Origin of the sequence: Labrenzia sp. C1B70, assembly GCF_000475395.1 — a bacterium.
Classification (GTDB): domain Bacteria; phylum Pseudomonadota; class Alphaproteobacteria; order Rhizobiales; family Stappiaceae; genus Roseibium; species Roseibium algicola.
Genome location: NZ_AXCE01000004.1, coordinates 565218 through 590007, shown reverse-complemented (window position 1 = coordinate 590007; position 24790 = coordinate 565218). Strand labels below are relative to the sequence as shown.

Here is a 24790-nt window from a genome sequence, read left to right as displayed (position 1 = left end):
TTGTCAACTGTGTTGACTTTTGAATAATCTTGACCATTATCGGGGCAAAATAGGGAGGAACAAGACCCAAGATGGACACGCCAGACCTCTATCGGCCCCTCACGCCGGAAACGCTCGGCGAAAGACTTTCCGGCATTTCCGCCGTTGCGGACAGGATCGGAGCAGACCCGTCTGACTGGACCGTTCGCGAAGTTGGCGACGGCAACCTGAACCTCGTCTTCATTGTCGAGGGCCCCAAAGGCACGATCATCGTCAAGCAGGCGCTGCCGTATGTGCGCCTGGTCGGCGACAGCTGGCCGCTGCCGCTTTATCGCGCGCTTTACGAGAACCATGCGCTTGTGCGACAGGCCGCCCGTGATCCGGGCGCGGTACCGGAGGTCTACCACTTCGATGAGGACCAGGCGCTGATCGTCATGGAATTCCTCTCGCCGCACAAGATCTTGCGGCGCAAGCTGATCGATGGTGAAAAGGTTGCCGGACTTGGTGCTTTCCTTGGCACCTTCTGCGCCCGCACCGCGTTCCGCGGCTCGGAACTGTCCATGAAGAGCGCGGACAAGAAGGCCGATGTCAGACTGTTCGCCGGCAACGTGGAAATCCCCGCAATCACCGAAGCGCTGGTTTTCACCGATCCTTATTATGCTGCTGAAATGAACCACCACACGGAAGGTCTCGACCCCGTTGTGGCAGACCTGCGCACCAATGCCGAACTGAAGGCAAAGGTGCAGCGGTTCCTGATGAAATTTGCCTCCAACACCGAAACCATGGTGCACGGCGACCTGCACAGCGGCTCCATCATGTCCACGGACAGCGACAGCCGCGTCATCGATCCCGAATTCGTGCAATACGGCCCGCTCGGCTTCGATATCGGCATGCTGACGGCCAACTTCCTGATGGCCTATTTCAGCCAGCCGGCTCATCGCAGCGCGGAAACTCTCGACGATTTCCAGGAATGGGTTCTGTCGGTCATCGCCGAAACCTTCTCATCCTTCGAGGCCGAGTTCACCCGCCTCTGGAACACCGAGCGCACCGGCATGCTTTACCCGGCTTCCCTGTTCGAGGATCAGGGGCAGGCATCGGACTTCGCATGTGCGGGCCTCCTGCAGGAGATCCGCAACGAAGCCATGGGCTATTGTGGCATCGAGATGCACCGCCGCACCCTGTCGCTCGCCCACAATGCCGACTTCGAGGAAATCGAGGACAAGCAGCTGAAGCGCCGTCTGGAAACGCGCAACCTGCTGATGGGGGCCGACCTCATCCTGTCGCCAGAAAGTTACGGCTCGACCGATGCGCTCGTGAAGCTTGCGCGCCAATTCAACAAGAAGGACATCCCATGAAGGTCAACGACACTCATTACCGCTCGCTCTGGTGGGATGACGACAAGGCTGCCCTGCAGATCATCGACCAGCGCTGGCTGCCGCACGAATTCCGCATCCAGCAGGTCGACACACTTCAGGACTTCGCCGACGCCATCGTTGAGATGCGCGTGCGCGGCGCGCCGCTCATTGGTGCAACCGCTGCCTACGGCATGGCACTGGCCGCAAAGATCGACCCGTCCAATGCGCATCTGGACACGGCCTGGGAGTTTCTCGACAAGACCCGGCCGACGGCCATCAACCTGCGTTGGGCGCTTAACCGCTGCCGTGCGCACCTGCTCCCGCTGCCGGAAGCCGACCGTCCCGCCGCAGCGCTGAAGCTCGCGCACGAGATTTCCGACGAAGATGTCGGCATCAACCACAGCATCGGCCAGAATGGTCTTGAGATCATCCGCAAGATCGCAGCCGGCAAGAAGGACGGAGAGCCTGTCCGCATCCTGACCCATTGCAACGCCGGCTGGATTGCGACCGTGGACTGGGGCACGGCGACAAGCCCGATGTACCAGGCCCATGACGCCGGCATTCCGATCCATGTCTGGGTGGATGAAACCCGCCCGCGCAACCAGGGTGCCCTCACCTCCTGGGAACTGGGCAGCCACGGCATTCCGCACACCTACATCACCGACAATGCCGGCGGCCACCTGATGCAGCACGGCCTTGTCGACATGGTCATCGTCGGAACCGACCGCACCACGCGCCGCGGCGACGTCTGCAACAAGATCGGCACCTATCTGAAGGCACTCGCCGCCAAGGCCAACAACGTGCCGTTCTACGTTGCCCTGCCTTCGCCGACCATCGACTGGACGGTAGATGACGGCGTTGCCGAAATTCCGATCGAGGAACGCCAGGAACGCGAAGTCACGCACATCCAGGGCCTGACGGACGACGGCAAGATCGGCGTCGTGCAGGTGACACCGGTTGGCACGCCCGGCGGCAATCCTGCCTTCGATGTCACGCCGAACCACCTCGTCACCGGCCTGATTACCGAACGCGGTGTCTGCGAGGCCAGCGCCGAAGGCCTTGCCGCTCTCTTCCCGGATCTCAGCAGGATCGCCAAGAGCGCATGAGCCCTGGCCCGACCAGTTCCCGGCCAACCGGCACCAAGGCCGCGGCACCCTCTGCGGCCACCAGGGCGCGCAGCCAGGACGATGCCATCATCGAGGTCACCTGGTGCTACTACCAGGAAGGCATGAACCAGAACGAGATCGCCGAACGCCTCGGCATTTCGCGGGCGACGGTCGTCAACTATCTGTCCGAAGCGCGAAAACGCGACTATGTCCGCATCACACTGGACACGGACATCTTCCGCGATCACGACCTGGCGCGCCGTCTCGTCGACCGGTTCGGTCTGCAGGACGCCATCGTCGTTCCGACATCCCCCGCCGGAGCCGACCAGTCCCTTGACCGGGTCACCCGGGTCGTTGCCGACTGGCTGCCAGGTCTGCTGGAACCGGGCGACCGGCTTGGCGTTGCCTGGGGCGAAACGGTCTACCGGGTGGCGGAGGCCGCGCCGCGGGTGACGGTTCCGGACCTTACCGTGGTTCAGCTGGTCGGCTCGCGCCCTGCAGCTCTCGGCTTTGCCGCGGAAACCTGCTCGGCAACGCTCGCCCGCCGCTATGGCGCGCACTGCGTCAACCTTCATGTACCGCTGCTCTTGTCCAACCGGGCGCTGGTGGAAGAACTGAAGCGGGAGCCGGTGATCCGCATGCAGCTTGATGCAGTGGCCGACTGCAACAAGACCATCTTCGCCTGCGGCACCTGCACCGCAGACAGCCACGTCGTCCATACCGGCCTGCTTGACCCCGCCGACGTTGACCCATGTGCGAAACGTGGTGCCATCGGCGTGATCTGCGGCCGCCTGATCGACCACGACGGCAACGGTCTCAACCGGGAAATCGAGGACCGGATGATTGCCGTGACGCTGGACCAGATGCGCGGCAAGGACATGGGCCTGCTGGTCGGCTCCGGCCCGGACCGTGCCAGACCGATGCTGGCCGCCCTGCGCGGCGGCTACGCCACCCACATCGCCACCTGCTCGGAAACGGCGACGGAAATGCTCAATCTGACGGAAAACAATGCTTAAGACGCCTTATCAGGACACTCCCGAACTTCGCCAGGCCATCATCGATTCCTGCAAGGAGATGAACAGCCGCGGTATCAACCAGGGCACATCGGGCAATATTTCCGCGCGCGCAGGCGACCGGATGATCATCACGCCCTCCGGCGTGCCCTATGACCGCATGACCCCGGAGATGCTGGCCTCCATCTCGCTGGACGGCGACAGCGCTTTCGAAGGGCCCCTGCCGCCTTCAACCGAATGGCAGTTCCACCTTGCGCTGCTGCGGGCAAAGCCGGACATGCACGCAGTCGTGCACGCCCACCCGGTCCACTGCACCGCGCTGGCGATCAACCGGATGGAGATCCCCTCCTGCCATTACATGATCGCGCTCTTCGGTGGTGACACGGTTCCTCTGGCGGGCTACGCCCTTTTCGGCAGCGACGAACTTGCGCGGGAAGTGACAGACGTCATGAAAGACCGGCAAGGCTGCCTGATGGCCAACCACGGTGCCGTGGTTGTCGGCGAGACCCTTGAAAAGGGCCTCTGGCGTCTTGAGGAACTGGAAGTCCTGGCCAAGGCCTATATCCTCAGCCGGACGATCGGCTCGCCGCACATTCTCTCGAAATCCGAGATCGACGCGGTGCTTGGCGCGGTGAAGAACTATGGAATGAAGACGGAAGTCTGAACAGACTTCCCCGTCACACCAGATCGGGCATGAACGGCAGATCGGTAACGCCGATGTCATGCCCGGCCTGTGTCAGCAGTGTCGACACCTGGCCGCGATGATGGGTCTGGTGATTGAACATGTGGGTGACAAGCATCCAGCGCGGCCGGGACCGGGGAATACCGTCCTGGCCGCTTGTCCATTCCAGATCCTCCGCCAGCCAGTCGATGGTCAGCCACTCGGCAAAGTCGGAAATCTGCAGGCACATGTCGAAATGAGCGGCTTTCAACTCATCGAAATTCTCGAAGAGATCAACGCCCATGCCCTTGATTTCGTATTTGCGGCCGGTAAAGCGGCTCATCCAGGCCCTGTCGGCAAACAGGATGTGGTTAAGCGTGGAATGCACGGACCGGAAGAAGGCACCCCGGTCCGCCTTGCGGTCTTCATCGCTCATGAGATCCGCTGCCGCATAGACCTTTTCAGTCATCCAGCTGTTATATTTGGCCATTCGGCGATAGAGCACCGGATCGACGAGCATGACGTCCCTTTCCTTGCAGCGCTTATCCCGCCGTGGCGAGAACTTCCGGGGCTGTCGTGGAGAATCTCTGTGTTTCGGCGTCCATGACCCGCAATTCGCCGGACCCGATGTCGAACCAGGACCCGTGCAGGCTGAGTGACCCCGCCGAAACGGCCGCCTCGATGAACGGGAAGGTCATAAGGTTCTTCAGCGACTGGCGGATACCGGCATATTCCATGGCAAGCTGAGGATCGTCAGCCTTGTCCACCGGCATGCAGGCCATCGCGATTGCCGCCGGCTCCAGCAGCTTGATCCACCGGCCGATGAACTGACCTGTCGCCATCGGCGCATTCGCGTTTTCCCGGAACGCCTTCACGCCGCCGCACTGGCCATGTCCCATGATCACAATGTGCTTGACCTTGAGCCCGTTGACCGCGAATTCGATCGCGGCGCTTGTGCCGTGCTGGCCTTCCGTATCCTCGTAAGGCGGCACCAGGTTGGCAACGTTGCGCACCACGAACAATTCGCCCGGACCGACATTGAAGATGCCTTCCGGCGTAACCCGGCTGTCGCAGCAGGAAATCACCATCACATCCGGCGTCTGACCATAGACCGCCAGGCGTTCATGGGTTTCCTTGTACCTGACGAACCCCTTGTTGAGGTAACGGCCGTAGCCTTCGAGAAGATGTGCGGGGAAAGTCAAACTCAAGTCTCCAGCTCTTGTCACCCGGGATCAGCCACCTGCGCCAGATATGGGCAGGCCTGCCAACCGGAATGGCGGCACCTGGTACTGCATCCCGAAGGACGCCCACCTGTGCACGAACGATAGGGGATCTCCCCTGCCGGCCATAGATACGGGTTAATACGTAACGAGCCAAGTGACTTCAACCTTTTGGACGACTTCGCCCGTCAGGTCGCGACATTCACCTCATGTGGCGGCTCACCGTCCTCGTGATCCTCATAGGCATGACGGACGTTGTCCGCGGGCATCCTGTCCACAGGTCCCCGCAAGGGGTGAACCGGCCCGTGATCGATGCCCGGTTCCATGACCTGCAACGCGACAGCCCGATAGGCGGCAACGCCATCCAGCACATGATTTACGGTGTGGTGATCGTCAACAAGAACTGCCGGAGTGTCCTCGGACATCCCGGTTTCATTTTCATGGCGCTCTGCGGTGTCACGCTTCTTTCTGCGGTCGTAACCAGTGCCGTCACCGTCACGGTCCGCGGGGTACTCTGTCGCATGCGCCACGACCTGGGCCGATTGCGGCCTTTCGATCGTCGCCATTCCGGCCTCCTGGCCCTCAGAGAATTGCCGCCTTCTGGCGGAACCCGCCAATTGTTTCAACAAAGGGTTAACAAAACTTTACGTTAGGTTAACCCTCGGTTTCATCAATAGCAACGGCGTCAGGCCGACTGGGACCGAGGGGTCGGATAGTCGACACAGACCCGGTTGCGGCCCGACGATTTGGCGATGTAAAGCGCCTGATCCGCCCGGGCGATCGTGTCTTCGACATCACGATCATCAGCCGTGACTTCCGCCAGACCAATGCTGACCGTGACGGAGATATTGCCAACGCCGGCATCCACGGTGAGGGCTGCAATTCTCAACCTGATGCGTTCAGCCAGGACCCAGGCCCCGTTTGCGTCGTTTTCCCTCAGCAGGAGAACGAATTCTTCCCCGCCGAACCGGGCAGCCTTGTCGGTCGAACGGATTTCTTCAACGATGGCATCCCCGATGGCCCGGATGACGTCGTCACCGGCCCGGTGCCCGAATTGGTCATTGACGGTCTTGAAGTGGTCCGCATCGATCATCAGCACGCTGAACAGCCGGTCATGGCGCTGGAAGGTCGCAAAGGCATCTTCCGCAAATGGCTGGAACGCACGCCGGTTCAGGAGGCCCGACAGGGAATCGTGTTCCGCCAGCGTTCTCAAGGAGCGGATGTCGGCTCCCAGTTGCCGGTTCCGTTCCTCACTGGACCGTATGTTGCGGCTGTATTCGTCCTTCAGAACCGCCAGCATGTCCCGGGCTGTCCTGGCGCTTTCTTCCACCGTACCGAGCCGGCGCAACAGCGATCTGACGGAGGCAGACACCTGCGAAAGCTCCCGGAACCCGTGCAGGCGCGGAACTGTCGTTTCCTTTTCGTCACGCCCGATCCTGTCCAGTGCTGAGACCAGGCCGAGAAGCGGCTGCGAGATGGTGCGAGACGCAAGCCATGCCAGCAGCGCGGAAAGACAGGCAACCGCAAATCCGATCAGAAAGATATTGCGAACCAGAGCCGCCACCCGAGCGGACACGACGCTGACCGGCTGCTGCACGGCAACTTTCCAGCCCAGCCCCGGATAATCGCCAAGGCCCGAGGTTTCGACCTCCGCGACCACCATGTCGGGATTGCCGGGATCGTAGGCAGCAGTTTCCCGGGAGAGGCTTGTGCCCTCGGCGTCTTCCCCGACAAGCACCGAGCCGTCGCGCGCAAGCACGAAGAGGTCGAGCCCTTCCTTGCCGAGATTGTTTTCCAGAACATCGCGCCGGGTTTCTTCCGCCCAGCTCCAGCTCATGTGCGCGCCGAGTACGCCCGCCAGTTTTCCGTTTTCGTCTTTTACCGGCATTGCCACGTCGACGAAACGAAACGGCGCTTCGTCGGGGCTTGTCCGCAACAGGTGGTCAAGCAGCTTGGCAAGATGCACATCCTCGACCGCAGGCCCTTTCAGGCCACTGATGAACCAGGGCCGCTCGGCGACGGATGCGCCCTCCAGCATGCCCTTTGTTGCCGCCACGACCGTGCCGTCGACAGATGCAAAGCCGATCCAGGCATATTGCGGCAGGCTGCGCTGCAGCTGGTCAAGCGTTTCACGGATGATGTCGGGATTGCGGGTCCAGACGGGCTTCAGCAGTTCCATGTCTGCAACGTTGCGCACTTCGCGGTAACGGTCGAACATCGTCTGGTCCAGCCGCTGCGCCATGCTGCGTGCAATCAGGGTCAGGTCCCACCGGTTTTCCCGGATGGCTTCGCCGCGTGCAATCAGGGCCGCACCGAATGCGGCCACCGCGATCGAAAGGATGCAAAGCGAAGCCGCCAGAAGGGCAATCTGCTGGCGCAGACTGGTCCCGTCCCGCAATCCGATGAGGACTGAAGTTATTCTGGAAATTGGCTTACGTATCATCGGATCGTTTCCTGCTTAGACCCGCGCTAAGGGAAACTACTAATGGCCAAGTATAAATAAATCTTGAACCCGCCAGCGAAACCGACGCAGCCACGACTGCGCCAGTTGCAACTGAAAGTTTATCCGAGACTAGAAGAGCGAATAATTTTCGCCAATAAATACTTCAATCGGCATTATTGTCACTTTCGACGAAGGCCGGTTCAAGCAGCCTGCTCTGCACGGTTGCCGACAATCTTCACCACATCGGCCATGATATCGGTGAGCTGGAAATCCTTGGGCGTATAGACTGCCGCAATGCCTTGCGCCTTGAGCTGTGCGGCGTCTTCGTCAGGGATAATCCCGCCAACCACGACCGGGATATCGTCCGCGCCGGCTGCCCGCAGGCGGTCCATGACGTCACGCACCAGGGCCAGGTGCGAGCCGGACAGGATCGACAGACCGATCACGTGAACGTCTTCTTCCACCGCGGCGTTGACGATCTGCGCCGGCGTCAACCGGATTCCCTCATAGACCACCTCCATACCGCAGTCGCGCGCCCTGACGGCAATCTGTTCCGCACCGTTCGAATGCCCGTCGAGACCCGGTTTGCCGACCAGGAACTTCAGCCGGCGGCCAAGTTTCTTTGATACCGCCTCCACGTCCGAGCGGATGTCTGCCAAAGTGCCGGCATTGTCCCGCACGGCCTGGCCGACACCGGTCGGTGCACGGTACTCGCCAAAGACCTCGCGCAGTGTCCGGCCCCATTCGCCTGTGGTCGCTCCGGCCTTGGCCGCGGCAATCGAGGGCTCCATGATGTTGCGGCCTTCCTGGGCGGCGGCTTTCAGGTCCGCCAGCGCGGTTTCGACCGCGGCTTGATCGCGTGCATCGCGCCAGGCCTTGACCTTCTCGACCGCTTCTTCCTCGACATGCTCGGAAACGGTGAGAATGCCGCCGTCTTCCCCGGCGGCCAGAGGTGAAGGCTCGCTGTCCGTCCAGCGGTTGACGCCGACCACCACCTGGTCGCCGCCTTCGATCGCGGCAAGGCGTGCGGAATTGGCTTCCACAAGCTGGCGCTTCATGTAGCTGCTATCGACCGCGGCGACCGCACCACCCATGGCATCGATCCGGGCAAGTTCCTCGCGGGCTTGCGCCTTCAGCTCTTCCACCTTGCGGGTAATTTCGGCCGAGCCGTCAAAAATGTCCGCATAGTCCAGAAGGTCGGTCTCATAGGCGACGATCTGCTGCATTCGCAGCGACCACTGCTGGTCGAACGGTCGCGGCAGGCCCAGCGCTTCGTTCCATGCCGGCAACTGCACAGCGCGGGCGCGCGCATTCTTGGACAAGACCACTGCCAGCATCTCGATGAGGATACGGTAGACGTTGTTTTCCGGCTGCGGCTCGGTCAGCCCGAGGCTGTTCACCTGAACCCCATAGCGGAAGCGGCGATAGCGCTCGTCCTCAACGCCATAGCGCTCCAGGCAGATCTCGTCCCACAATTCGGTGAAGGCGCGCATCTTGCACATCTCGGTAATGAACCGCATGCCCGCATTGACGAAGAAGGAAATCCGGCCGACAGCCTTTGGGAAATCGTCCTCGGGAATGGCACCGCTCGCCTTGATGGAATCCAGAATGGCCACCGCCGTTGCCAGCGCGAAGGACAGCTCCTGAACCGGTGTCGCGCCTGCTTCCTGCAAATGATAGGAGCAGACGTTCATCGGGTTCCATTTGGGCATGTTGGAATAGGTCCAGGCGATGACATCGGTCGTCAGCCTGAGCGATGGCGCCGGCGGAAACACATAGGTACCCCGGGACAGATATTCCTTGATGATGTCGTTCTGGGTCGTGCCCGACAGCAGTTTGCGATCGGCGCCCTGTTCGTCGGCAGCCGCTATATAGAGCGACAGCAGCCAGGGTGCGGTCGCGTTGATCGTCATGGAGGTGTTCATCCGCTCCAGCGGTATGTCCTGGAACAGGGTGCGCATGTCGCCGAGATGTGCCACCGGAACACCGACCTTGCCCACTTCGCCGCGCGCCAGGGCGTCATCCGGATCGTAGCCGGTCTGAGTCGGCAGATCGAACGCAACGGACAGGCCGGTCTGACCCTTGGCAAGATTGCCACGGTAGAGCTTGTTCGATTCGGCCGCCGTCGAGTGGCCCGCGTAGGTCCGGAAAATCCACGGACGATCTTTCTCCGGCCGGCTCTCACCCGATGCACTCATGCCACTCATCCTCCTAAGGCGTTCTGCTGCCTGTTTTTTCTTGATTTGGCAGCACCGCGTCAGCCTGTTTCTCCCGAACAGTCAGCAGTGTGCCGGAGTTTACGCGACTGCGAAACCCCAATGTGCAATGCAAAATATGGTTGGCATCAAAACGCAAGTTAAGCAATAGTCGTATAGAACGGTGATCGTTTTTGAACAATAGTTGCGCAAAATTGGGTATTTGCCCGATTACGACTTGTGCAAATGCGAAATTCTGAGGCCCAAAAGAAGCCCTGGGAGGGGAGAATGACAGCGACCGCGGAAGCCAATGACAACCAAACGCGAGAGGGCGCGCCGGTGAAAGATCTTTATGAAATCGGAGAGATCCCGCCGCTCGGACACGTTCCCAAAAACATGTATGCCTGGACCATCCGCCGTGAACGCCACGGACCGCCGGAAGACGCCATGAAACTGGAAGTCGTGCCGACCTGGGAACTCGACAGCCACGAGGTTCTGGTTCTGGTGATGGCCGCCGGCGTCAACTACAACGGCATCTGGGCAGGCCTCGGCCAGCCGATCAGCCCGTTCGACGGTCACGGCGCCGCCTACCACATTGCCGGCTCCGATGCCTCGGGCATCGTCTGGGCCGTTGGTGACAAGGTCAAGCGCTGGAAAGTGGGCGACGAGGTCGTGGTTCATTGTAACCAGGATGATGGCGACGACGAGGAGTGCAACGGCGGCGACCCGATGTTCTCCACCTCCCAGCGGATCTGGGGCTACGAGACACCGGACGGGTCGTTCTCGCAGTTCACCCGCGTGCAGGCCCAGCAGCTTATGCCCCGGCCGCGCCACCTGACCTGGGAAGAAAGCGCCTGCTACACGCTGACGCTCGCAACCGCCTATCGCATGCTGTTCGGCCATCACCCGCATGAGCTGAAGCCAGGCCAGAACGTGCTTGTCTGGGGCGCCTCGGGTGGCCTTGGCTCCTACGCCATCCAGTTGATTACGGCAGCAGGTGCCAATGCCATTGGCGTCATCTCTGACGAGGACAAGCGCCAGTTCGTGCTGGATCTCGGTGCCAAGGGTGTGATCAACCGCAAGGACTTCAAGTGCTGGGGACAATTGCCGACGGTCGGCTCGCCCGAATATGCGGAATGGTTCGCGGAAGCGCGCAAGTTCGGCAAGGCGATCTGGGACATCACCGGCAAGGGCAACAACGTCGATATCGTCTTCGAACACCCGGGCGAGGCAACCTTCCCGGTCTCCACCCTGGTCTGCAAGAAGGGCGGCATGGTCGTCATTTGCGCAGGCACGTCAGGCTTCAACTGCACCTTCGACGTCCGCTACATGTGGATGCACCAGAAGCGCCTTCAAGGGTCACACTTCGCCCATCTGAAGCAGGCCTCGGCCGCCAACAAGCTGATGATCGAACGGCGCATCGACCCTTACATGTCCGAGGTCTTCCCCTGGGATCAGATCCCGAAGGCCCATACCAAGATGTGGAAGAACCAGCACGCACCGGGCAACATGTCCGTCCTGGTCTGCGCGCCGACCACCGGTCTTCGGACCTATGAGGACGTTCTGGAAGCCTCCACCCGCTGATCCGGCACGTCGCCTTCAGGGCAACCACCTGCAGGCGGCGGGCTCAACAAGCTCCCTGAAAGGCTGGGGGCCTCAAGCCCCGTTAGCCTCATGCAGCCTGACCAGCCCGTGTCTCACGGGCTGGTCTTTTCTTTTTGATTACCCGGCGGTGGCGACCCAGCCTCTGAAGGTGAAGGCCGTGTAGAAGGTCTCGACGTCGACAAATCCGGCCTGCCTCAACAGATCCGCATCCTGTTCGGGCGTCAGCACCGGCAATCGCTCCTTCATCGCAGCCATGCCGTTTTCGGTAAGCGAGCGGGAAGTGCCGGATAGGGTGGAAAACGCGGCATATCTTGCCAGCCACCTGTCCTTGCCCGCACGGTCGGTCGGAAAGCTGTGATGAACCGAAACGAAGGCCGCTCCAGGCTTCAACCGTTGCCGCAGTCCGGAAAGCGTCTTCAACCTCTCCTCCCGATCCAGAAAATGAAGCGTCAGCAGGCAAGCGGCGCCATCAAATTGTCTCTCGGGGGCATCCTGGATGTATCCCTCCAGAAGGCTCACTCTTGCCCCGAGGGGACCAAGGTGCTCTTGCGCCTTTTCCAGCATGTCTGCGGACGGGTCGACACCAAGGAAACGCCAGTCCGGCTGCATGCGGGCAAAGGCCTTCAGTTCAACACCGCCACCGGCACCAAGCACCAGGATTGTTCCGTCCGATGGCGCCCGCTCCGCCAGCAGCAGGCCGGTCATCTTGTGCATGTCTGCAAGCCCGGGAACGAGCCTCGCCGTTCTTTCCGCATATCCGGCGGTTGATGCGGCTCCGGAAAACAGGGACATGGAAAAGGTCCTCAAGCAATGCGTGGCCTGGTGCTCCGATCCATACCAAGACGTTCGGCACCATCATGTTACTTTATATGTAACTTGAAAATTGCCATTCAAGAAACCTGTTCCATTTTTTCCAACCCGTTGCGCGCGCACCCCAGCTGATAGGCTTGTGCACCGGTTTCAGGAGCCTTGCGCCGCAATTCTGCTCAACTGTCGTCCCATCACCTTCCAAAGTGAGGCGAATCATGTGCCTCACTAAATCTCATTGATCCTGAGCGGGAGCTTCAACAGCGTGGCTGACAATCCGATGGTCCATCGATCCCTGAAACTCGCCCTCGCCGGAGCGCTGCTGCTCTCGGTTGCCGCCTGCATGGGCGACCGCATGCAGACACCGCCCTTCTACGAGGACATGGCGCGTGTCGACGGTGTGGTGGATGCTGCGACGGCCGCTCAGATGATCTCGCAATACCGGATCAACAACGGACTTTCGCCCGTGATTGCCGATCCGCAGCTGACGTCCATTGCAAAATCCCAGGCCGACGCAATGGCCGCGGCCGGAAACGTTCAGGCATCGCTCGCCCCGAACCAGCAGCTGGCAACCCGCATGGCCTCCATCGGCGAGCCGAAGACGGCTGCCGCCGAAAACGTCAGCGCCGGATACAGGACCTTTGCCGAAGCTTTTTCAGGCTGGCGGGAAAGCCCGAAACATAACCAGGTGTTGCTGACGAAAGACGCCACCCGGCTTGGCATCGCGACGGCTTACGCGCCCAATGCCAAGCACAAGGTATTCTGGTCGCTGGTCATGGCCGGACCGAAACCGGCCCGGTAAACAGCCCGCGTCAATAGATACGCGGCTCGAAATACCTTTGCGGATAGCCGGGAAATGAATCCCAATAGGGCCGGATAATGATCGGCTGCGGCGGCGCGACCACGACAGGCGGTGCTTCGTAAAGCGGTTCCGGTGCATAGACTGGGCCCGGTTCAACCGGCGGCGGATCATAGGGAGGATCGCCCTTGTAGACTGGCCCGCCGCGATAGGCAGGCGCAGGCGCCTCAGCATAGATCGGGTAATCCCGGTAGTAGCGCTGCACACCCAGGTTGATGCCCGCGCTGGGGATCGGCCGACCATAATAGATGCCTTCACCGCCATAGCTGAGATATTGGCCGGAAACCCATCCCTTCACATTGGTGAAGGCGGCATCGCACCAGCCGAAGTCGGCCGTACACCCGAAAATGGTTACCCCGCCCCCGCGCGGCACGGTGGCCATCACGGGATAATTGGTTCCCGGTCCGGCGCGCATGTTGAGATTGGCCGTCGTGAAGGCAATAGCCGGCCGTGATTGTGCGCTTGCTGGCAGCACCATCATCACGATCGCGGCAAATGCCAGCGAAAAGCGGATCAACATGTTCAAAACTCCAAAGTTCTGCGCCCTGACGCTTTCAAGAAGCGGCTAGCATCATGGCAAAAGTATAGCGCTGCAGGCGTCTCTATTCCTTCTCACGCCAAATGCTGCCCGCCCCAGCTTGCGCCCAGCTTGCGTCCGATTTGCGTTCGGCCTGCATTTCGGGCTTGATAGGCGCACGAACAGCCGGGGGGCTTTGTGAAGTGAAACGAATTCAATCTGTTGCGTCTGCCATGGCGCTGGCGGCGCTCTGGTTTGCTGCATCCATTGCACCGGTGTCGGCCTTCGATGCGCATGCGGGCTATTATTACCCGGAGGTGCAGACCCAGGAGGTTTATGTCTCAGAACTGGGCCTTGCACCTGACACGGGCAAGCGGTCGCGGGCAGCCTTCGTCAGCGGCCTTGCATCCCAGAACGCAAAACTGGGGTATCCGCCAGGATATCACCTGTTCGCCAAGGGCACAGAACTGGAAAAACTGATTGTGGTGGCAACCGGCGACGGGCGCTATGACACGCTGTTCAGGCTGCGGGCCCTGCTTGCCTCGCTGACCTCGATGGCCCGCACGACGGAACTCTTCGCGCGGTCAAACCAGCCGCAGGACCTGAACTTTCTCGATCTTTGCAAGATGATCGGCTTCACCCAGATCACAGTCAGCAACGGCAAAGACGTCACACACCAGATCAAGGTGCGCTAGCGGTATTGGCCCTGGGAACGGTCAGCGCCTCAGCTTGCCGTTCAGCCAGTCGCGGTACTGGGACTTGGTTCCGAAGAACGCATTCCGGTCGACGTCGCCTTTGACGCCCGGCACCCGCCCCTCGGCCGTATACTGCCAGAACACCCAGTCGTCGCGCTGCTCATAGATGTTGTTCGGGAAGCTGGCGACCGAGCGCAGCCAGAATTGCTCGTTCTTGAGCGCACCGACCAGCCTGTCTCGGTGAAAATCGACCGAGGAATAGATCACCGGGCGCTTGCCGTAGTGCTTTTCCATTTCGTCGAGGAAGATCTTCATGTCCCGCAGGATCTGCGGTCGTTCCGGCCGTTCCCTGCAGGTCTTGGAATGCGCATTCCATTCCATGTCGAGAACAAGCGGCAGGGCTTGCGGGTCGACGGGAACGATTTCCTTCACCCACGAAATCTGTTCTTCAACCGGACGGCAGAAATAATAGAAGTGATAGGCCCCGCGTGGCATTCCCGCCTGGCGCGCTGCCACCCAGTTCTCGACAAAGCGCGGGTCGACGTGGTCGCCGCCTTCGGTCGCCTTGATCCAGGCAAAAGCCACACCGCCCTGTTTTGCGGCCGCCCAATCGATATCGCCCTGCCATCGGGACACGTCGATGCCGTGTACCGCGTAGTCTTCTGGCGTTGGATCCGGAAAGTCGTAAGCCGCGCACGAGCTTAAAAAGATGAACCCGAAAATGGAACAAAACGATTTTACGATTGCCAGCACAGCGTCCTCGGCAGGGTTAAGAAAGGCTTTCACTCACCGCACAAAATGCGCGGGATTTCCTAACGGAGCGTAGACGAAATCACGATTTCTCCGCATAAACACGTATCTGTTATCGTGCGGGCAATCGAATAGGGCGGGATTGCGGCGGATCAAAGACGTCTGGTCTCTTTCCCTCAATGTATGAGCATGGAAATCGCGACCACCCTGATCGCCATTGGCGCCCTGCTGCTGCTCGGCATGCTGGCCGACGAAATCGGCCACAGGACGCAGATGCCCCGCGTGACGCTGCTGATCCTGTGCGGACTGGCCGCCGGCCCCGCCTTTCTGGATCTTCTGCCTGAAAACCTGACCCAGCTTTATGAAACCCTCGCCGTTCTGGCCCTGTCGATGGTCGCCTTCGTCCTGGGCGGCAAACTCTCCAGGGTCCATCTGCAAAACAGCGGCAAGGCTGTAACGGTCGTTTCGGCTTCAGCGGTCGCCTCTACCGCGATCGTCGTCTTTGCAGGTCTCGCCCTTCTCGGCTTTCCGCTGGAACTGGCACTGATTCTGGCAGCCCTGGCCACCGCCACCGACCCGGCAGCCACCAGCGATGTCATCCGCCAGTACCGCGCAAAGGGGCCCTTCACAACCATCCTGTCCGGCATCGTTGCGCTGGACGATATCTGGGGCATTCTGGTCTTTGCGTTCTGTCTCATGGGAGCACAGGCGCTCATGGGCGGCGACGGCTCGGGCGCCCTGCTTCATGCGGTTTGGGAAATTGCCGGATCGCTCCTGCTTGGCGCGATTGTCGGCCTCCCGGCAGGCTACCTGTCAGGCCGCCTCCAACCCGGCGACCCGACCCTTGCCGAGGCGCTTGGCATCGTGTTCCTGACGGCGGGTCTGGCCATCTGGCTCGACCTCTCGTTCCTGCTTGCCGGCATTGCCTGCGGGGCCATGGTGGTCAACACCGGGCGTCACCATACCCGGCCGTTCTATGAGATCGAACATATCGAATGGCCGTTCATGATCTTCTTTTTCGTGCTGGCCGGCGCAGCGCTGCAGCCGGACCTGCTTTTGAAGCTTGGTCTCCTTGGCGCGGCATATGTTCTGCTGCGGCTCGCCGGGCGTCTGGCTGGAGGCTGGCTGGGCGGCAAGCTCAGCGGCGGGGCCGGAACCGACCGAAGCTATCTCTTCGGCCTCTCGCTTCTGCCCCAGGCGGGCGTCGCGCTTGGCATGGCCCTGGTCGCTGCCGAAGTGCTGCCGCAGTACCGGGACGAAATTCTGACCGTCGCCATCGGATCAACCATCGTCTTCGAACTGCTCGGCCCCGCGGCTACTCAACTCGCCCTGAAACGGGTCGGCGAAACCGGCAAGGCCGGGGAAGACGATCCCGAGACCTGAATTCGTTTGCACTCGGTGGCCGAATCCGTATGACTTGGCTATTCCCGCAACAAGCCTTGGCAAACTTCCCATGACAGACCGGATCAAACTCGTCACCTGGAACATAAATTCCGTGCGCCTGCGCATGCCGATTGTGGAACAGTTGATCGAGGAAGTCGCACCGGACGTGATCTGCCTGCAGGAAACCAAGTGCCCGGACGCCAATTTCCCGGAAAACGCCTTCCGCAAGGCGGGATACGAACACATGGCCATCCACGGCCAGAAGGGCTACCACGGCGTCGCAACGCTTTCCAAGCTGCCGCTGAGCAACATCGAGAAACGCGACTTCTGCCAGGTGGGTGACAGCCGTCACGTGGCCGCGGACGTGCCTTTCAACGGCTCCAGCATCCGGCTGCACAATTTCTATGTACCGGCAGGTGGTGACGAGCCGGATCGCACGATCAACCCGAAATTCGGCCACAAGCTCGACTTCATGGCAGAGATGCTGGGATGGCTGAAAGGCGAGGAAACCTCGAAACCCGCCATTCTGGTCGGCGACCTCAACGTCGCGCCTTACGAGCACGACGTCTGGTCCCACAAGAAGCTCCTGAAGGTGGTCTCACATACCCCGGTCGAAACGGAACTGTTCGAGCAGGTGCGCGAGGCAGGCGGCTGGCTGGACGCCATGCGCCAGTTCACGCCGCTGGATGAAAAGCTCTACACTTGGTGGAGCTACCGCGCCAAGGACTGGTCTGCCGCCGACAAGGGCCGCCGTCTTGACCACGTCTGGGTGTCTCAGCCGCTCGCCCCGTATGTGAAGGGCACCACGGTCCTGCGCGACGCACGCGGCTGGGAAAAGCCGTCCGACCACGCCCCGGTGATCGCCGAATTCGCGATCTGAGGTCAGTCTGAGCAAGCGGCCCATCCTTCGAGACAGCGCTTTGCGCTTCCTCAGGATGAGGTCATCCTTGTTGCATGTTCCCGGATTTGCCAAAACCAGAGCCTCATCCTGAGGAGGACCGCAAGATCCGTCTCGAAGGATGGGCCACTTACCCGAAAAATAGCACCTGAACTGCCTAAACCTGGAAAGGCCCCGCGCCATCAATCAGGCGCAACGCAGGCCTCAAGGCGTCACAATCACCTTGCCCTGCACCCGGCGCGCAGCGATTTCCTCAAGCGCGGTTGCCGTTTCTGCCAACTTGTAAACGCCGTGGATGTGCGGCTTCAGCTTGCCTTCAGACACCCAGGACAAAAGTTCCTTCATGTTGCGGCGATGGCCTTCCGGATCCCGGTCGAGTGCGGCGCCCCAGAAGACACCGCGAATGTCGCAGCCTTTCAGCATCACGATATTCAGCGGAATTTTCGGAATGTCGCCCGCGGCAAACCCGATCACCAGGAACCGCCCCTCCCAGGCCGTTGCCCGGATGGCCTGTTCCGACAGCTCTCCGCCAACCGGGTCGTAGACCACATCCACACCCTTTCCACCGGTCAGCTCCTTCAGGGTTTCCTTGAGCGGCTCAACCGAATAATCGACCGTCATGTCAGCGCCGAGCGAGCGGGCAAAAGCGAGCTTTTCCTCAGATGAGGCGCAGGCAATCACCTTTGCTCCCATGATCGCGGCAATTTCCACTGCAGCCTGGCCGACACCGCCCGATGCGCCCAGAACGGCAACAGTCTCGCCGGGTTTCAACCCGGCCCGGTCGCGATAGGCATGCAGCGTGGTGCCGTAGGTCACGGTCAAACCTGCCGCGACTTCAAAGGAAATATCGTCCGGCAGCGAGACAAGATCGCCTGCTGCGACCACCACTTTTTCCCGCGCCGCCCCCCAGCGCATGTAGCCCATGACCCTGTCGCCGGGCGAAACCCCTTCGACGCCGGAGCCCACCTGGTCGACCACACCGGCGAATTCGGCACTCGGCGAAAACGGCATTTCCGGCTTGTACTGGTACTTGCCCCTGATGATCAGCGTATCGAAGAAATTGAGCGCACAGGCCTTCACCCGCACCACGACCTCCCCCGGCCCGGCAACCGGATCGGCAATCTCCTCGACAACCAGGCTGGAAGGCGGACCGAAGGTTTTGCAGAGACAGGCTTTCACGGCATCCTCATGAAATTCTACGGGCAAAGCGCCGCTCGCGCTGCGCCGGGTGAGACGTTAGCAAGCCCTGTCCGAGGCGGGAATTGGCTTTCCGGATAAGCTGAAAACTTTCGGCCATGGCGAAAGTCGGCTATGAGGCAGCCAAATCGAAAACGGACAAACTGATGCGCGGATATTTTGCAATCGGGGCCGAAGGCCTCTCGAAACGGATGAACCTGGGCACCTTGATGCGCTCTGCCCATGCCTTCGGCGCCAACTTCTTCTTCACGGTGGATGCCGACCAGAAGCTGCGCAAGGCGCCCCCCTCCGACACCTCCAAGAGCCCCGGCCACCTGCCTGTCTTCACCTGGGACAGCGTAGACACGATGGACCTGCCCAGAGGTTGCCAGCTTGTCGGCATCGAGCTCACGGACGAATCGATCGAGCTGCCGAGCTTCGGACATCCCCTTCAAGCGGCCTACGTTCTTGGTCCTGAAAGAGGCTCGCTTTCACCGCAGATGCTGGCGCGCTGCGACCACGTGGTAAAGATCCCGACAAAGTTCTGCATCAATGTCGCCATGGCCGGCGCGATCGTCATGTACGACCGTCACAGGGCGCTGGGTCGCTACGCGGACCGCTCCACCACGGCCGGCGCTCCCAGGATCGAACGTCCGAAACATGTCAGCGGCGGTCCCGTGATGCGCACGGGACGGAAAGTGCCGGGAACCTGAATGAGTTGTGCCTGAACTTCAGGCCGCCAGAATTTTGGGCGTCTCTTGCCCGGGGCCCCAATTAGTCCACATCCACGGACGTGTCGGTTTCCAGAAGCTGGCGCAAACGTCCGAAAGCAAGCCGGATACGGGATTTGACCGTGCCAAGCGGCAGACCCGTGTGTTCGGCGATCTCGCTGTGCGACTGTCCTGCGAAAAAAGCCAGCCGAACCACATTCCGCTGCTCTTCAGGCAACTGCGACAAAGCAGCACGCACGCGTTTTTCCCGCAGCTTCGCATCCATCTCTTCGGCAATGTCCGGCAGCGGCGTCGGGTGCAGGGACGGATCTTCGGGATCGAGCGCGGCAGACTTCTGGCGGCGGATCCTGTCGATACGCCGGTTCCGGGCAACCCGGAACAGCCAGGTGCTGGCATTGGATTTTTTCGGATCGAACAGATCGGCCTTGCGCCACAGCGTCATCATGACGTCCTGGGCGACTTCTTCGGCAAGGGCCTCATCGGCGCCCTGCTTCATCAGGTAGCCCTTCAGGCGCGGCGCAAAGTGATCGAACAGCTCGATGAAAGCCGCCTTGTCCCGGTCTTCCGCCACTTTGACAATGAGATCGGAAAAATACTGCACCTGCGTCAAAGACAATCAATCCCCCTGCCGATCCATCTTCTTTATCAGGTTCGGCATAATTCGAAAGGGGGGTCAAGCAGGTCTGCCACACTGTTGCCGCGTTTAACCGCAAAGCGATTAGGTTGGTGCACGCACCGAAAAACAGAAAATACAATTGTCGGGCTTCAACCCTTTCGTAACCCGCTTTAAGTTATCATTAAAGCAAGGTTTATATGTCAGACGGCAGTTGAACTAAATTTGACGGAAACTCAAATCCAACGGTGTGGAGATGATGAAAGCAAAATCGCTGGTTCTGGCCATAGCAGGTCTTGCCGTTTCGAGTGCAGCGGCTTTCGCACAAACCCCGACACTTCTGAAGCAGCACAAGGACTGGGCGGCTTATGCGCTGACCAGTGGCGGCGGCAAGGTTTGCTACGCGCTTACCAAACCGACGACGTTGCTTCCGGGAGATCGAAATCACGGGGACGTATTCTTTTTCGTGACCACCCGCCCGGCAGAAGGCGTCTCGTCCGAGCCGAGCCTGCTGGTCGGTTATCCTTTCAAGGACAAATCCTCGGTCAGCGTAGACATTGACGGCAAGGGCTTCACGCTCTTCACCAACAATGACGGTGCCTGGGTCGAAAATGCTGCAACCGAAGCGCAACTCGTTTCTGCCATGAGGGCAGGCCGGGAAATGACGGTGACCGGCGAATCCAGCCGCGGCACCCGCACCACCTACAAGTTCTCGCTGTCCGGCGTCACAGCCGCGATCGACGACTCCAACGCTGCCTGCCGCTAACGCGTTCAGGCAGCAGCTTCTCCGGCTTTCCCCTGCATCCGCAGGGCGAAAAGCCGAAGTCGGCCGGTGGTTTCCTTTCAGTCTCGACGTCACCCTGGACGGGCCGAACGGCCTATCCGGGTCGTTGTCGTTGCGTAAAAACAGCTCTGCATAGCTCCCCTGCACGTCAGCAAACTTGATTTTCGGCGCTTTTTGTGGTTTTGGGAGCGCTTGAAATCAGACCTGCAAGTCAGGTGCCCGGCGACCGCGTAGTCTTGTTCCAAGACGCCTGAAGACCCTGCCGGAAGAGATTACGGATCACGACATGGCAATTACGCTCGACATCGCGCGGGACAATCCGAACGCGCACACCGTTTCAGCCGAAGCCGTCCTGCCCGGCGAAGACAAGCCGACGCTGATCGGCCTGTCGCGCGAGGAACTGGGTGAAGCGCTCGGCACCATCGGTGTGCCGCAGAAGCAGTGGCGCATGCGTGCCTCCCAGCTCTGGCACTGGCTTTATGTGCGCGGCGTGTCCGACTTTGCGCAGATGACGAATATCGCCAAGGACCTGCGTCAGAAGCTGGACGAAGCCTTCACGATCGCCCGTCCGGAAATTGTGTCCGAGCAGATCTCCGTCGACGGTACCCGCAAGTGGCTGTTCCGCTTTCCCGCGCGCGGCGCCGGCCGCCCGGTCGAGGTTGAAACCGTCTATATTCCTGAAGAAGGCCGCGGCACGCTCTGCGTTTCTTCCCAGGTCGGCTGCACCCTCACCTGCACTTTCTGCCACACGGGCACCCAGAAGATGGTCCGCAATCTGACGGCCGAAGAAATTCTGTCGCAGATCCTGATTGCGCGCGACCGGCTGGGCGATTTCCCGCATGCGGACACCCCGCAGGGCGCCATCGTGCCGTCCGAAGGCCGTCTGGTGACCAACATCGTCATGATGGGCATGGGTGAGCCCCTCTACAATTTCGACAACGTCAAGAAGGCGCTGCTGATCGCGTCCGATGGTGACGGCCTGTCGCTCTCCAAGCGCCGCATCACCCTGTCGACCTCCGGCGTCGTGCCGGAAATCTTCCGCACCGGTGAAGAAATCGGCTGCATGCTGGCCATTTCGCTTCACGCGGTTCGTGACGAGCTGCGCGATGTGCTGGTGCCGATCAACAAGAAATGGAACATCAAGGAACTGCTGGACGCTTGCCGGCAGTATCCGGGCCTGTCCAACGCCAAGCGCATCACCTTCGAATATGTGATGCTGAAGGGTGTCAACGACAGCAATCAGGACGCGCTTGAACTGGTCCGATTGCTGAAGGGCATTCCGGCCAAGATCAACCTGATTCCCTTCAACCCGTGGCCGGGCACCGATTACGAATGCTCCGACTGGGAGCGAATCGAGGAATTTGCCGACATCGTCAACCGCGCCGGTTATGCCTCTCCGATCCGCACGCCACGTGGCCGCGACATCTTCGCCGCCTGCGGACAGCTGAAATCCGCGTCCGAGCGCATGCGAAAGAAGGACCGCGAGGCCCTGGCAGCCTCCTGAGGCAACATCATCTGCTGAACGAAAAACGGCGGCTCACTGGAGCCGCCGTTCCTGTTTTCAGATTCTGATCCGTCAGGCCGCAGCGACCTCGCGCAGGAAGTCGTTTACGGCCGTATTCAGCGAACGCAGTTTCTCGGAGGCGACCTGCGTCGCCTGATCCACCGACTGCGCCGAATTGGCCGTCGTTTCCACGGCAGTGCTGACATTCGACATGTTGTCGCTGGCCGCGCGTGTGCCTGAGGAAGCTTCCGAAGCACTGCGGCTGATCTCGCCGGTGGCCGCATCCTGTTCCTGAACGGCAGCGGCAATCGAGGTGGTGTTCTCGTTCGCCCGAACCATGATGGAAGCGATGCCTTCAATCGCGGTCACTGCCTGCTCGGTGGCAGACTGGATTTCCGCAATCTGGTTGGAAATTTCCTCGGTCGCCCTGGAGGTCTGGGTGGCCAGCTCTTTCACTTCGGCAGCCACCACCGCAAAGCCCTTGCCGGCTTCGCCGGCCCGTGCCGCTTCAATTGTCGCATTGAGCGCCAGAAGGTTGGTCTGCTCAGCGATTGCCTGGATAAGGCCGATCACTTCGCCGATCCTGGCAGAACCCGACGACAGCAATTCCATTTTCTGTGTGCTTGCCTGGGTCTGGCTGGTCGCATCGGCAATCACCCGCGTGGTTTCCTCCACACGTTGACCGATTTCGGAAATCGACGATGACAGCTCCTCAGTGGCGGCCGCAACAAGCTGTACGTTGCCCGATGCCTGGGTTGTTGCCGCAGCAGCGCTGCTCACCTCTTCAGAAGCCCCTGAGGCCGTTTCCATCATGGAACTTGCATTGGCTTGCATTTCAGACATGGCAGCGTCAACGGAACCGAGCATTTCGGATGACTGCGTGCGGAAGCCCTCGATCAACGCCTCGATCCGGAGCTGACGGTCCGTACGAGCCTGTTCTTCAATCTTTCGTGCTTCTTCCAGACGCGCCTGCTCGGCGACGCCATCTCTGAAGCCTGCAATGGCGGCCGCGATTTCTCCAACCTCATCCTTTCGGTCTGCTTCCGCAAAGACGACGGATACATCACCACCGGCGAGGCGAGCCGCATTGGCGACAAGGCTTTTGATCGGGGCAACGATCGAGCGTGCAGCCAGCCAGCCGATTGCCATCATGATGCCGAAAATCCCGAGGCAAATCAGTGCGATCTGATTGCGCAGCGCCCGCACCGGCGCGAGAATTTCATCGCGTGCCTCGACCGTAACAACCGCGAGATTGGCTCCAAAAAACGTCAGAGGCACTGCAGCGGCCAGATAGTCCGTGTCGCGGAACCCTTCCAGGTTTCCGGAAGCCGGCTTGCCGCCAAGGGCCTGATCCACCAGAGACGAATCGAGGCTTGCGGTCAGGATATCGTTCTGTCCGGGTGTCTTGGAAGAATCGTTCCGGAACAGCTTATCTGCGCCGACAAGGATGGCCTCCCCTGTTTCTCCGAGACCCGCCGAGCTGCTCATCACGCTGTTGATGTTGTCGATGGGCATCTGGAAGGCCAGCACGCCGACACGCTTGCCGCCTTCAAAAACCGGTGTCGCAATGAAACTTGCCGGCGCATCCGCGCTCGGAGCATATGGTTTGAAATCGAAGAAGCGAACTTCGTCCCGTCCACCGTTCAACGCCGCCCGGAAGGCATTGCCCAGATCCGTATCCTTGTATTTGCCGGTGGTCAGGTTGGTTGCGTAGTCGAGTTCCTTGAACACCGTGTAGACGAGCGAGCCGTCCTCCGCAAACAGGAAGATGTCGTAGTAACCGCGGGTCTTCAGCATCTTGCTGAACCACGGATGATACTGTTCATGCGCCTCGTCGTAGGCGGTGTCGCCAGCGCGCATCAGCGCGTCTTTCTGGCCCGTCGGATGCGGATTGTCGTGAATGTAGGCCTTCTGCAGACTCGCCGTGGCATCGCCCTCCTGGCTTGCCCACCCTTCCTTGAAATCCGCCAGTGCGGATTTCACGAACGGACTTGCGGCGGTGACCTGCAGATCCTGCACGATGGAGTCCAGATAGTGCGAAAGATCTCCGGCGCGCGCACTTGCAAGAGCCGAAAGCCGCTCTTCCGCCTGCTCTTCCAGATCCGTTGAACTGACCCAATAGGCAAGGGCGCCTACAAACAGCGCGGCCACAACCGAACAACCGGAGATGATGGCCGGCAGACGAAAACTGAGTTTTGAGATTCGGGTTCCCAAGGCACCCTCCCGAAGTAGAATTATTACGAGAAGGCTAGATCTCAGCAATTTAATGTTGGTTAATATTGATAAAATTAGAAAAATAGAGAAGTTGAAAACAATAAGAATGTAACTAACGGTAGAAAATAAGATTAATTCCTACATCAATGCTTATACCTGAGGATTCATCTTGAAATAATACCACCATAGATAGATCGCACATTTGCCTCTAATCCGGCGCTTGGCGCCTTCGGCAAAGGTTACGCTCTCATGAAAAAGGCCGCCCGGAGGCGGCCTTTTTGT

The 24790-nt window shown here is 60.3% G+C and carries 23 protein-coding genes; 12 read left to right on the top strand and 11 right to left on the bottom strand.

The genetic code is table 11. The features are described from left to right. The first annotated feature begins 71 nt into the window (after positions 1–71). The 4 genes from mtnK to Q666_RS41015 are packed head-to-tail and all read left to right on the top strand — an operon-like array spanning position 72 to position 4117. Positions 72–1334, top strand: a complete 1263-nt coding sequence (gene mtnK / locus Q666_RS41030) for an S-methyl-5-thioribose kinase (protein ID WP_023002857.1) — start codon at positions 72–74, stop codon at positions 1332–1334. Then, on the top strand, positions 1331–2440 hold the full coding sequence (mtnA, locus tag Q666_RS41025) for an S-methyl-5-thioribose-1-phosphate isomerase (protein WP_023002856.1): 1110 nt from the start codon (positions 1331–1333) through the stop codon (positions 2438–2440). Before mtnK ends, mtnA begins: the two co-directional genes overlap by 4 nt. Beyond that, the gene (locus Q666_RS41020) at positions 2437–3456 is read left to right on the top strand and encodes a sugar-binding transcriptional regulator (RefSeq protein WP_023002855.1); all 1020 of its coding nucleotides are present in this window, start codon (positions 2437–2439) and stop codon (positions 3454–3456) included. The genes mtnA and Q666_RS41020 overlap by 4 nt, the downstream gene beginning before the upstream one ends. Beyond that, on the top strand, positions 3449–4117 hold the full coding sequence (locus Q666_RS41015; RefSeq protein WP_023002854.1) for a class II aldolase/adducin family protein: 669 nt from the start codon (positions 3449–3451) through the stop codon (positions 4115–4117). Before Q666_RS41020 ends, Q666_RS41015 begins: the two co-directional genes overlap by 8 nt. A gap of 13 nt (positions 4118–4130) precedes the next feature. Here Q666_RS41015 and Q666_RS41010 read toward each other — a convergent pair whose 3' ends face one another. From Q666_RS41010 to Q666_RS40990, 5 genes are all read right to left on the bottom strand, one after another. Beyond that, positions 4131–4634 (bottom strand): DinB family protein, encoded by a 504-nt coding sequence (locus Q666_RS41010; protein WP_023002853.1) that lies wholly within the window; start codon positions 4632–4634, stop codon positions 4131–4133. Between the two features lie 22 nt (positions 4635–4656). Continuing rightward, positions 4657–5316, bottom strand: coding sequence for a carbonic anhydrase (locus Q666_RS41005; RefSeq protein ID WP_023002852.1), 660 nt, complete (start codon positions 5314–5316; stop codon positions 4657–4659). A gap of 206 nt (positions 5317–5522) precedes the next feature. Next, positions 5523–5900: a hypothetical protein gene (locus Q666_RS41000; RefSeq protein WP_023002851.1), complete on the bottom strand. Its 378-nt coding sequence runs from the start codon at positions 5898–5900 to the stop codon at positions 5523–5525. Between the two features lie 119 nt (positions 5901–6019). After that, entirely contained in the window at positions 6020–7777 is a 1758-nt protein-coding gene (locus tag Q666_RS40995) for a diguanylate cyclase (protein ID WP_031270188.1), read from the bottom strand. Positions 7778–7977: 200 nt separating this feature from the next. Next, positions 7978–9975, bottom strand: coding sequence for a protein meaA (locus tag Q666_RS40990; protein WP_031270187.1), 1998 nt, complete (start codon positions 9973–9975; stop codon positions 7978–7980). A 285-nt stretch (positions 9976–10260) separates the two neighbouring features. Between Q666_RS40990 and ccrA the strand changes: the two genes are divergently transcribed. Further along, entirely contained in the window at positions 10261–11556 is a 1296-nt protein-coding gene (gene ccrA, locus Q666_RS40985; protein ID WP_023002848.1) for a crotonyl-CoA carboxylase/reductase, read from the top strand. A gap of 138 nt (positions 11557–11694) precedes the next feature. Here ccrA and Q666_RS40980 read toward each other — a convergent pair whose 3' ends face one another. Continuing rightward, positions 11695–12369: a class I SAM-dependent methyltransferase gene (locus Q666_RS40980; RefSeq protein WP_023002847.1), complete on the bottom strand. Its 675-nt coding sequence runs from the start codon at positions 12367–12369 to the stop codon at positions 11695–11697. A 280-nt stretch (positions 12370–12649) separates the two neighbouring features. On the opposite strand from Q666_RS40980, the gene Q666_RS40975 reads away from it, so the two are divergent. After that, on the top strand, positions 12650–13186 hold the full coding sequence (locus Q666_RS40975) for a CAP domain-containing protein (protein ID WP_306355459.1): 537 nt from the start codon (positions 12650–12652) through the stop codon (positions 13184–13186). Positions 13187–13196: 10 nt separating this feature from the next. On the opposite strand, the gene Q666_RS64730 is transcribed toward Q666_RS40975, so the two are convergent. After that, positions 13197–13763 carry an SH3 domain-containing protein gene (locus Q666_RS64730; RefSeq protein WP_023002845.1) on the bottom strand — a complete coding sequence of 189 codons (567 nt, stop codon included), beginning with the start codon at positions 13761–13763 and terminating at the stop codon, positions 13197–13199. Between the two features lie 200 nt (positions 13764–13963). Between Q666_RS64730 and Q666_RS40970 the strand changes: the two genes are divergently transcribed. After that, positions 13964–14455 carry a hypothetical protein gene (locus tag Q666_RS40970; RefSeq protein ID WP_208993985.1) on the top strand — a complete coding sequence of 164 codons (492 nt, stop codon included), beginning with the start codon at positions 13964–13966 and terminating at the stop codon, positions 14453–14455. Between the two features lie 21 nt (positions 14456–14476). Here the strand turns inward: Q666_RS40970 and Q666_RS40965 are convergent, their stop codons facing one another. After that, positions 14477–15241: a GH25 family lysozyme gene (locus Q666_RS40965; protein ID WP_023002843.1), complete on the bottom strand. Its 765-nt coding sequence runs from the start codon at positions 15239–15241 to the stop codon at positions 14477–14479. A gap of 153 nt (positions 15242–15394) precedes the next feature. On the opposite strand from Q666_RS40965, the gene Q666_RS40960 reads away from it, so the two are divergent. Beyond that, positions 15395–16588 (top strand): cation:proton antiporter, encoded by a 1194-nt coding sequence (locus tag Q666_RS40960; protein WP_035907893.1) that lies wholly within the window; start codon positions 15395–15397, stop codon positions 16586–16588. Between the two features lie 70 nt (positions 16589–16658). Continuing rightward, positions 16659–17468: an exodeoxyribonuclease III gene (xth, locus tag Q666_RS40955; RefSeq protein ID WP_023002841.1), complete on the top strand. Its 810-nt coding sequence runs from the start codon at positions 16659–16661 to the stop codon at positions 17466–17468. Between the two features lie 222 nt (positions 17469–17690). Here the strand turns inward: xth and Q666_RS40950 are convergent, their stop codons facing one another. After that, a complete protein-coding gene (locus tag Q666_RS40950; protein ID WP_023002840.1) occupies positions 17691–18665 on the bottom strand; it encodes an NADPH:quinone oxidoreductase family protein in 975 nt (324 codons plus the stop codon). Between the two features lie 164 nt (positions 18666–18829). On the opposite strand from Q666_RS40950, the gene Q666_RS40945 reads away from it, so the two are divergent. Then, on the top strand, positions 18830–19375 hold the full coding sequence (locus Q666_RS40945) for an RNA methyltransferase (protein ID WP_031270178.1): 546 nt from the start codon (positions 18830–18832) through the stop codon (positions 19373–19375). Between the two features lie 61 nt (positions 19376–19436). On the opposite strand, the gene Q666_RS40940 is transcribed toward Q666_RS40945, so the two are convergent. Next, a complete protein-coding gene (locus Q666_RS40940; protein WP_035907892.1) occupies positions 19437–20009 on the bottom strand; it encodes a sigma-70 family RNA polymerase sigma factor in 573 nt (190 codons plus the stop codon). 253 nt (positions 20010–20262) lie between these two features. Between Q666_RS40940 and Q666_RS40935 the strand changes: the two genes are divergently transcribed. Together Q666_RS40935 and rlmN are read left to right on the top strand one after the other, a co-directional pair. After that, positions 20263–20772, top strand: a complete 510-nt coding sequence (locus Q666_RS40935) for an invasion associated locus B family protein (RefSeq protein ID WP_023002837.1) — start codon at positions 20263–20265, stop codon at positions 20770–20772. Between the two features lie 304 nt (positions 20773–21076). After that, positions 21077–22294 carry a 23S rRNA (adenine(2503)-C(2))-methyltransferase RlmN gene (gene rlmN / locus Q666_RS40930; protein WP_023002836.1) on the top strand — a complete coding sequence of 406 codons (1218 nt, stop codon included), beginning with the start codon at positions 21077–21079 and terminating at the stop codon, positions 22292–22294. 72 nt (positions 22295–22366) lie between these two features. On the opposite strand, the gene Q666_RS40925 is transcribed toward rlmN, so the two are convergent. Beyond that, positions 22367–24508 carry a methyl-accepting chemotaxis protein gene (locus Q666_RS40925; RefSeq protein WP_023002835.1) on the bottom strand — a complete coding sequence of 714 codons (2142 nt, stop codon included), beginning with the start codon at positions 24506–24508 and terminating at the stop codon, positions 22367–22369. Positions 24509–24790 lie beyond the last annotated feature (282 nt).

Bases quoted from the DNA above. Each gene is read 5' to 3' on its own strand.
- mtnK (WP_023002857.1), top strand. From the start codon at position 72: ATGGACACGCCAGACCTCTATCGGCCCCTCACGCCGGAAACGCTCGGC.
- mtnA (WP_023002856.1), top strand. From the start codon at position 1,331: ATGAAGGTCAACGACACTCATTACCGCTCGCTCTGGTGGGATGACGAC.
- Q666_RS41020 (WP_023002855.1), top strand. From the start codon at position 2,437: ATGAGCCCTGGCCCGACCAGTTCCCGGCCAACCGGCACCAAGGCCGCG.
- Q666_RS41015 (WP_023002854.1), top strand. From the start codon at position 3,449: ATGCTTAAGACGCCTTATCAGGACACTCCCGAACTTCGCCAGGCCATC.
- Q666_RS41010 (WP_023002853.1), bottom strand. From the start codon at position 4,634: ATGCTCGTCGATCCGGTGCTCTATCGCCGAATGGCCAAATATAACAGC.
- Q666_RS41000 (WP_023002851.1), bottom strand. From the start codon at position 5,900: ATGGCGACGATCGAAAGGCCGCAATCGGCCCAGGTCGTGGCGCATGCG.
- Q666_RS40995 (WP_031270188.1), bottom strand. From the start codon at position 7,777: ATGATACGTAAGCCAATTTCCAGAATAACTTCAGTCCTCATCGGATTG.
- Q666_RS40990 (WP_031270187.1), bottom strand. From the start codon at position 9,975: ATGAGTGCATCGGGTGAGAGCCGGCCGGAGAAAGATCGTCCGTGGATT.
- ccrA (WP_023002848.1), top strand. From the start codon at position 10,261: ATGACAGCGACCGCGGAAGCCAATGACAACCAAACGCGAGAGGGCGCG.
- Q666_RS40980 (WP_023002847.1), bottom strand. From the start codon at position 12,369: ATGTCCCTGTTTTCCGGAGCCGCATCAACCGCCGGATATGCGGAAAGA.
- Q666_RS64730 (WP_023002845.1), bottom strand. From the start codon at position 13,763: ATGTTGATCCGCTTTTCGCTGGCATTTGCCGCGATCGTGATGATGGTG.
- Q666_RS40960 (WP_035907893.1), top strand. From the start codon at position 15,395: ATGGAAATCGCGACCACCCTGATCGCCATTGGCGCCCTGCTGCTGCTC.
- xth (WP_023002841.1), top strand. From the start codon at position 16,659: ATGACAGACCGGATCAAACTCGTCACCTGGAACATAAATTCCGTGCGC.
- Q666_RS40945 (WP_031270178.1), top strand. From the start codon at position 18,830: ATGCGCGGATATTTTGCAATCGGGGCCGAAGGCCTCTCGAAACGGATG.
- Q666_RS40935 (WP_023002837.1), top strand. From the start codon at position 20,263: ATGATGAAAGCAAAATCGCTGGTTCTGGCCATAGCAGGTCTTGCCGTT.
- rlmN (WP_023002836.1), top strand. From the start codon at position 21,077: ATGGCAATTACGCTCGACATCGCGCGGGACAATCCGAACGCGCACACC.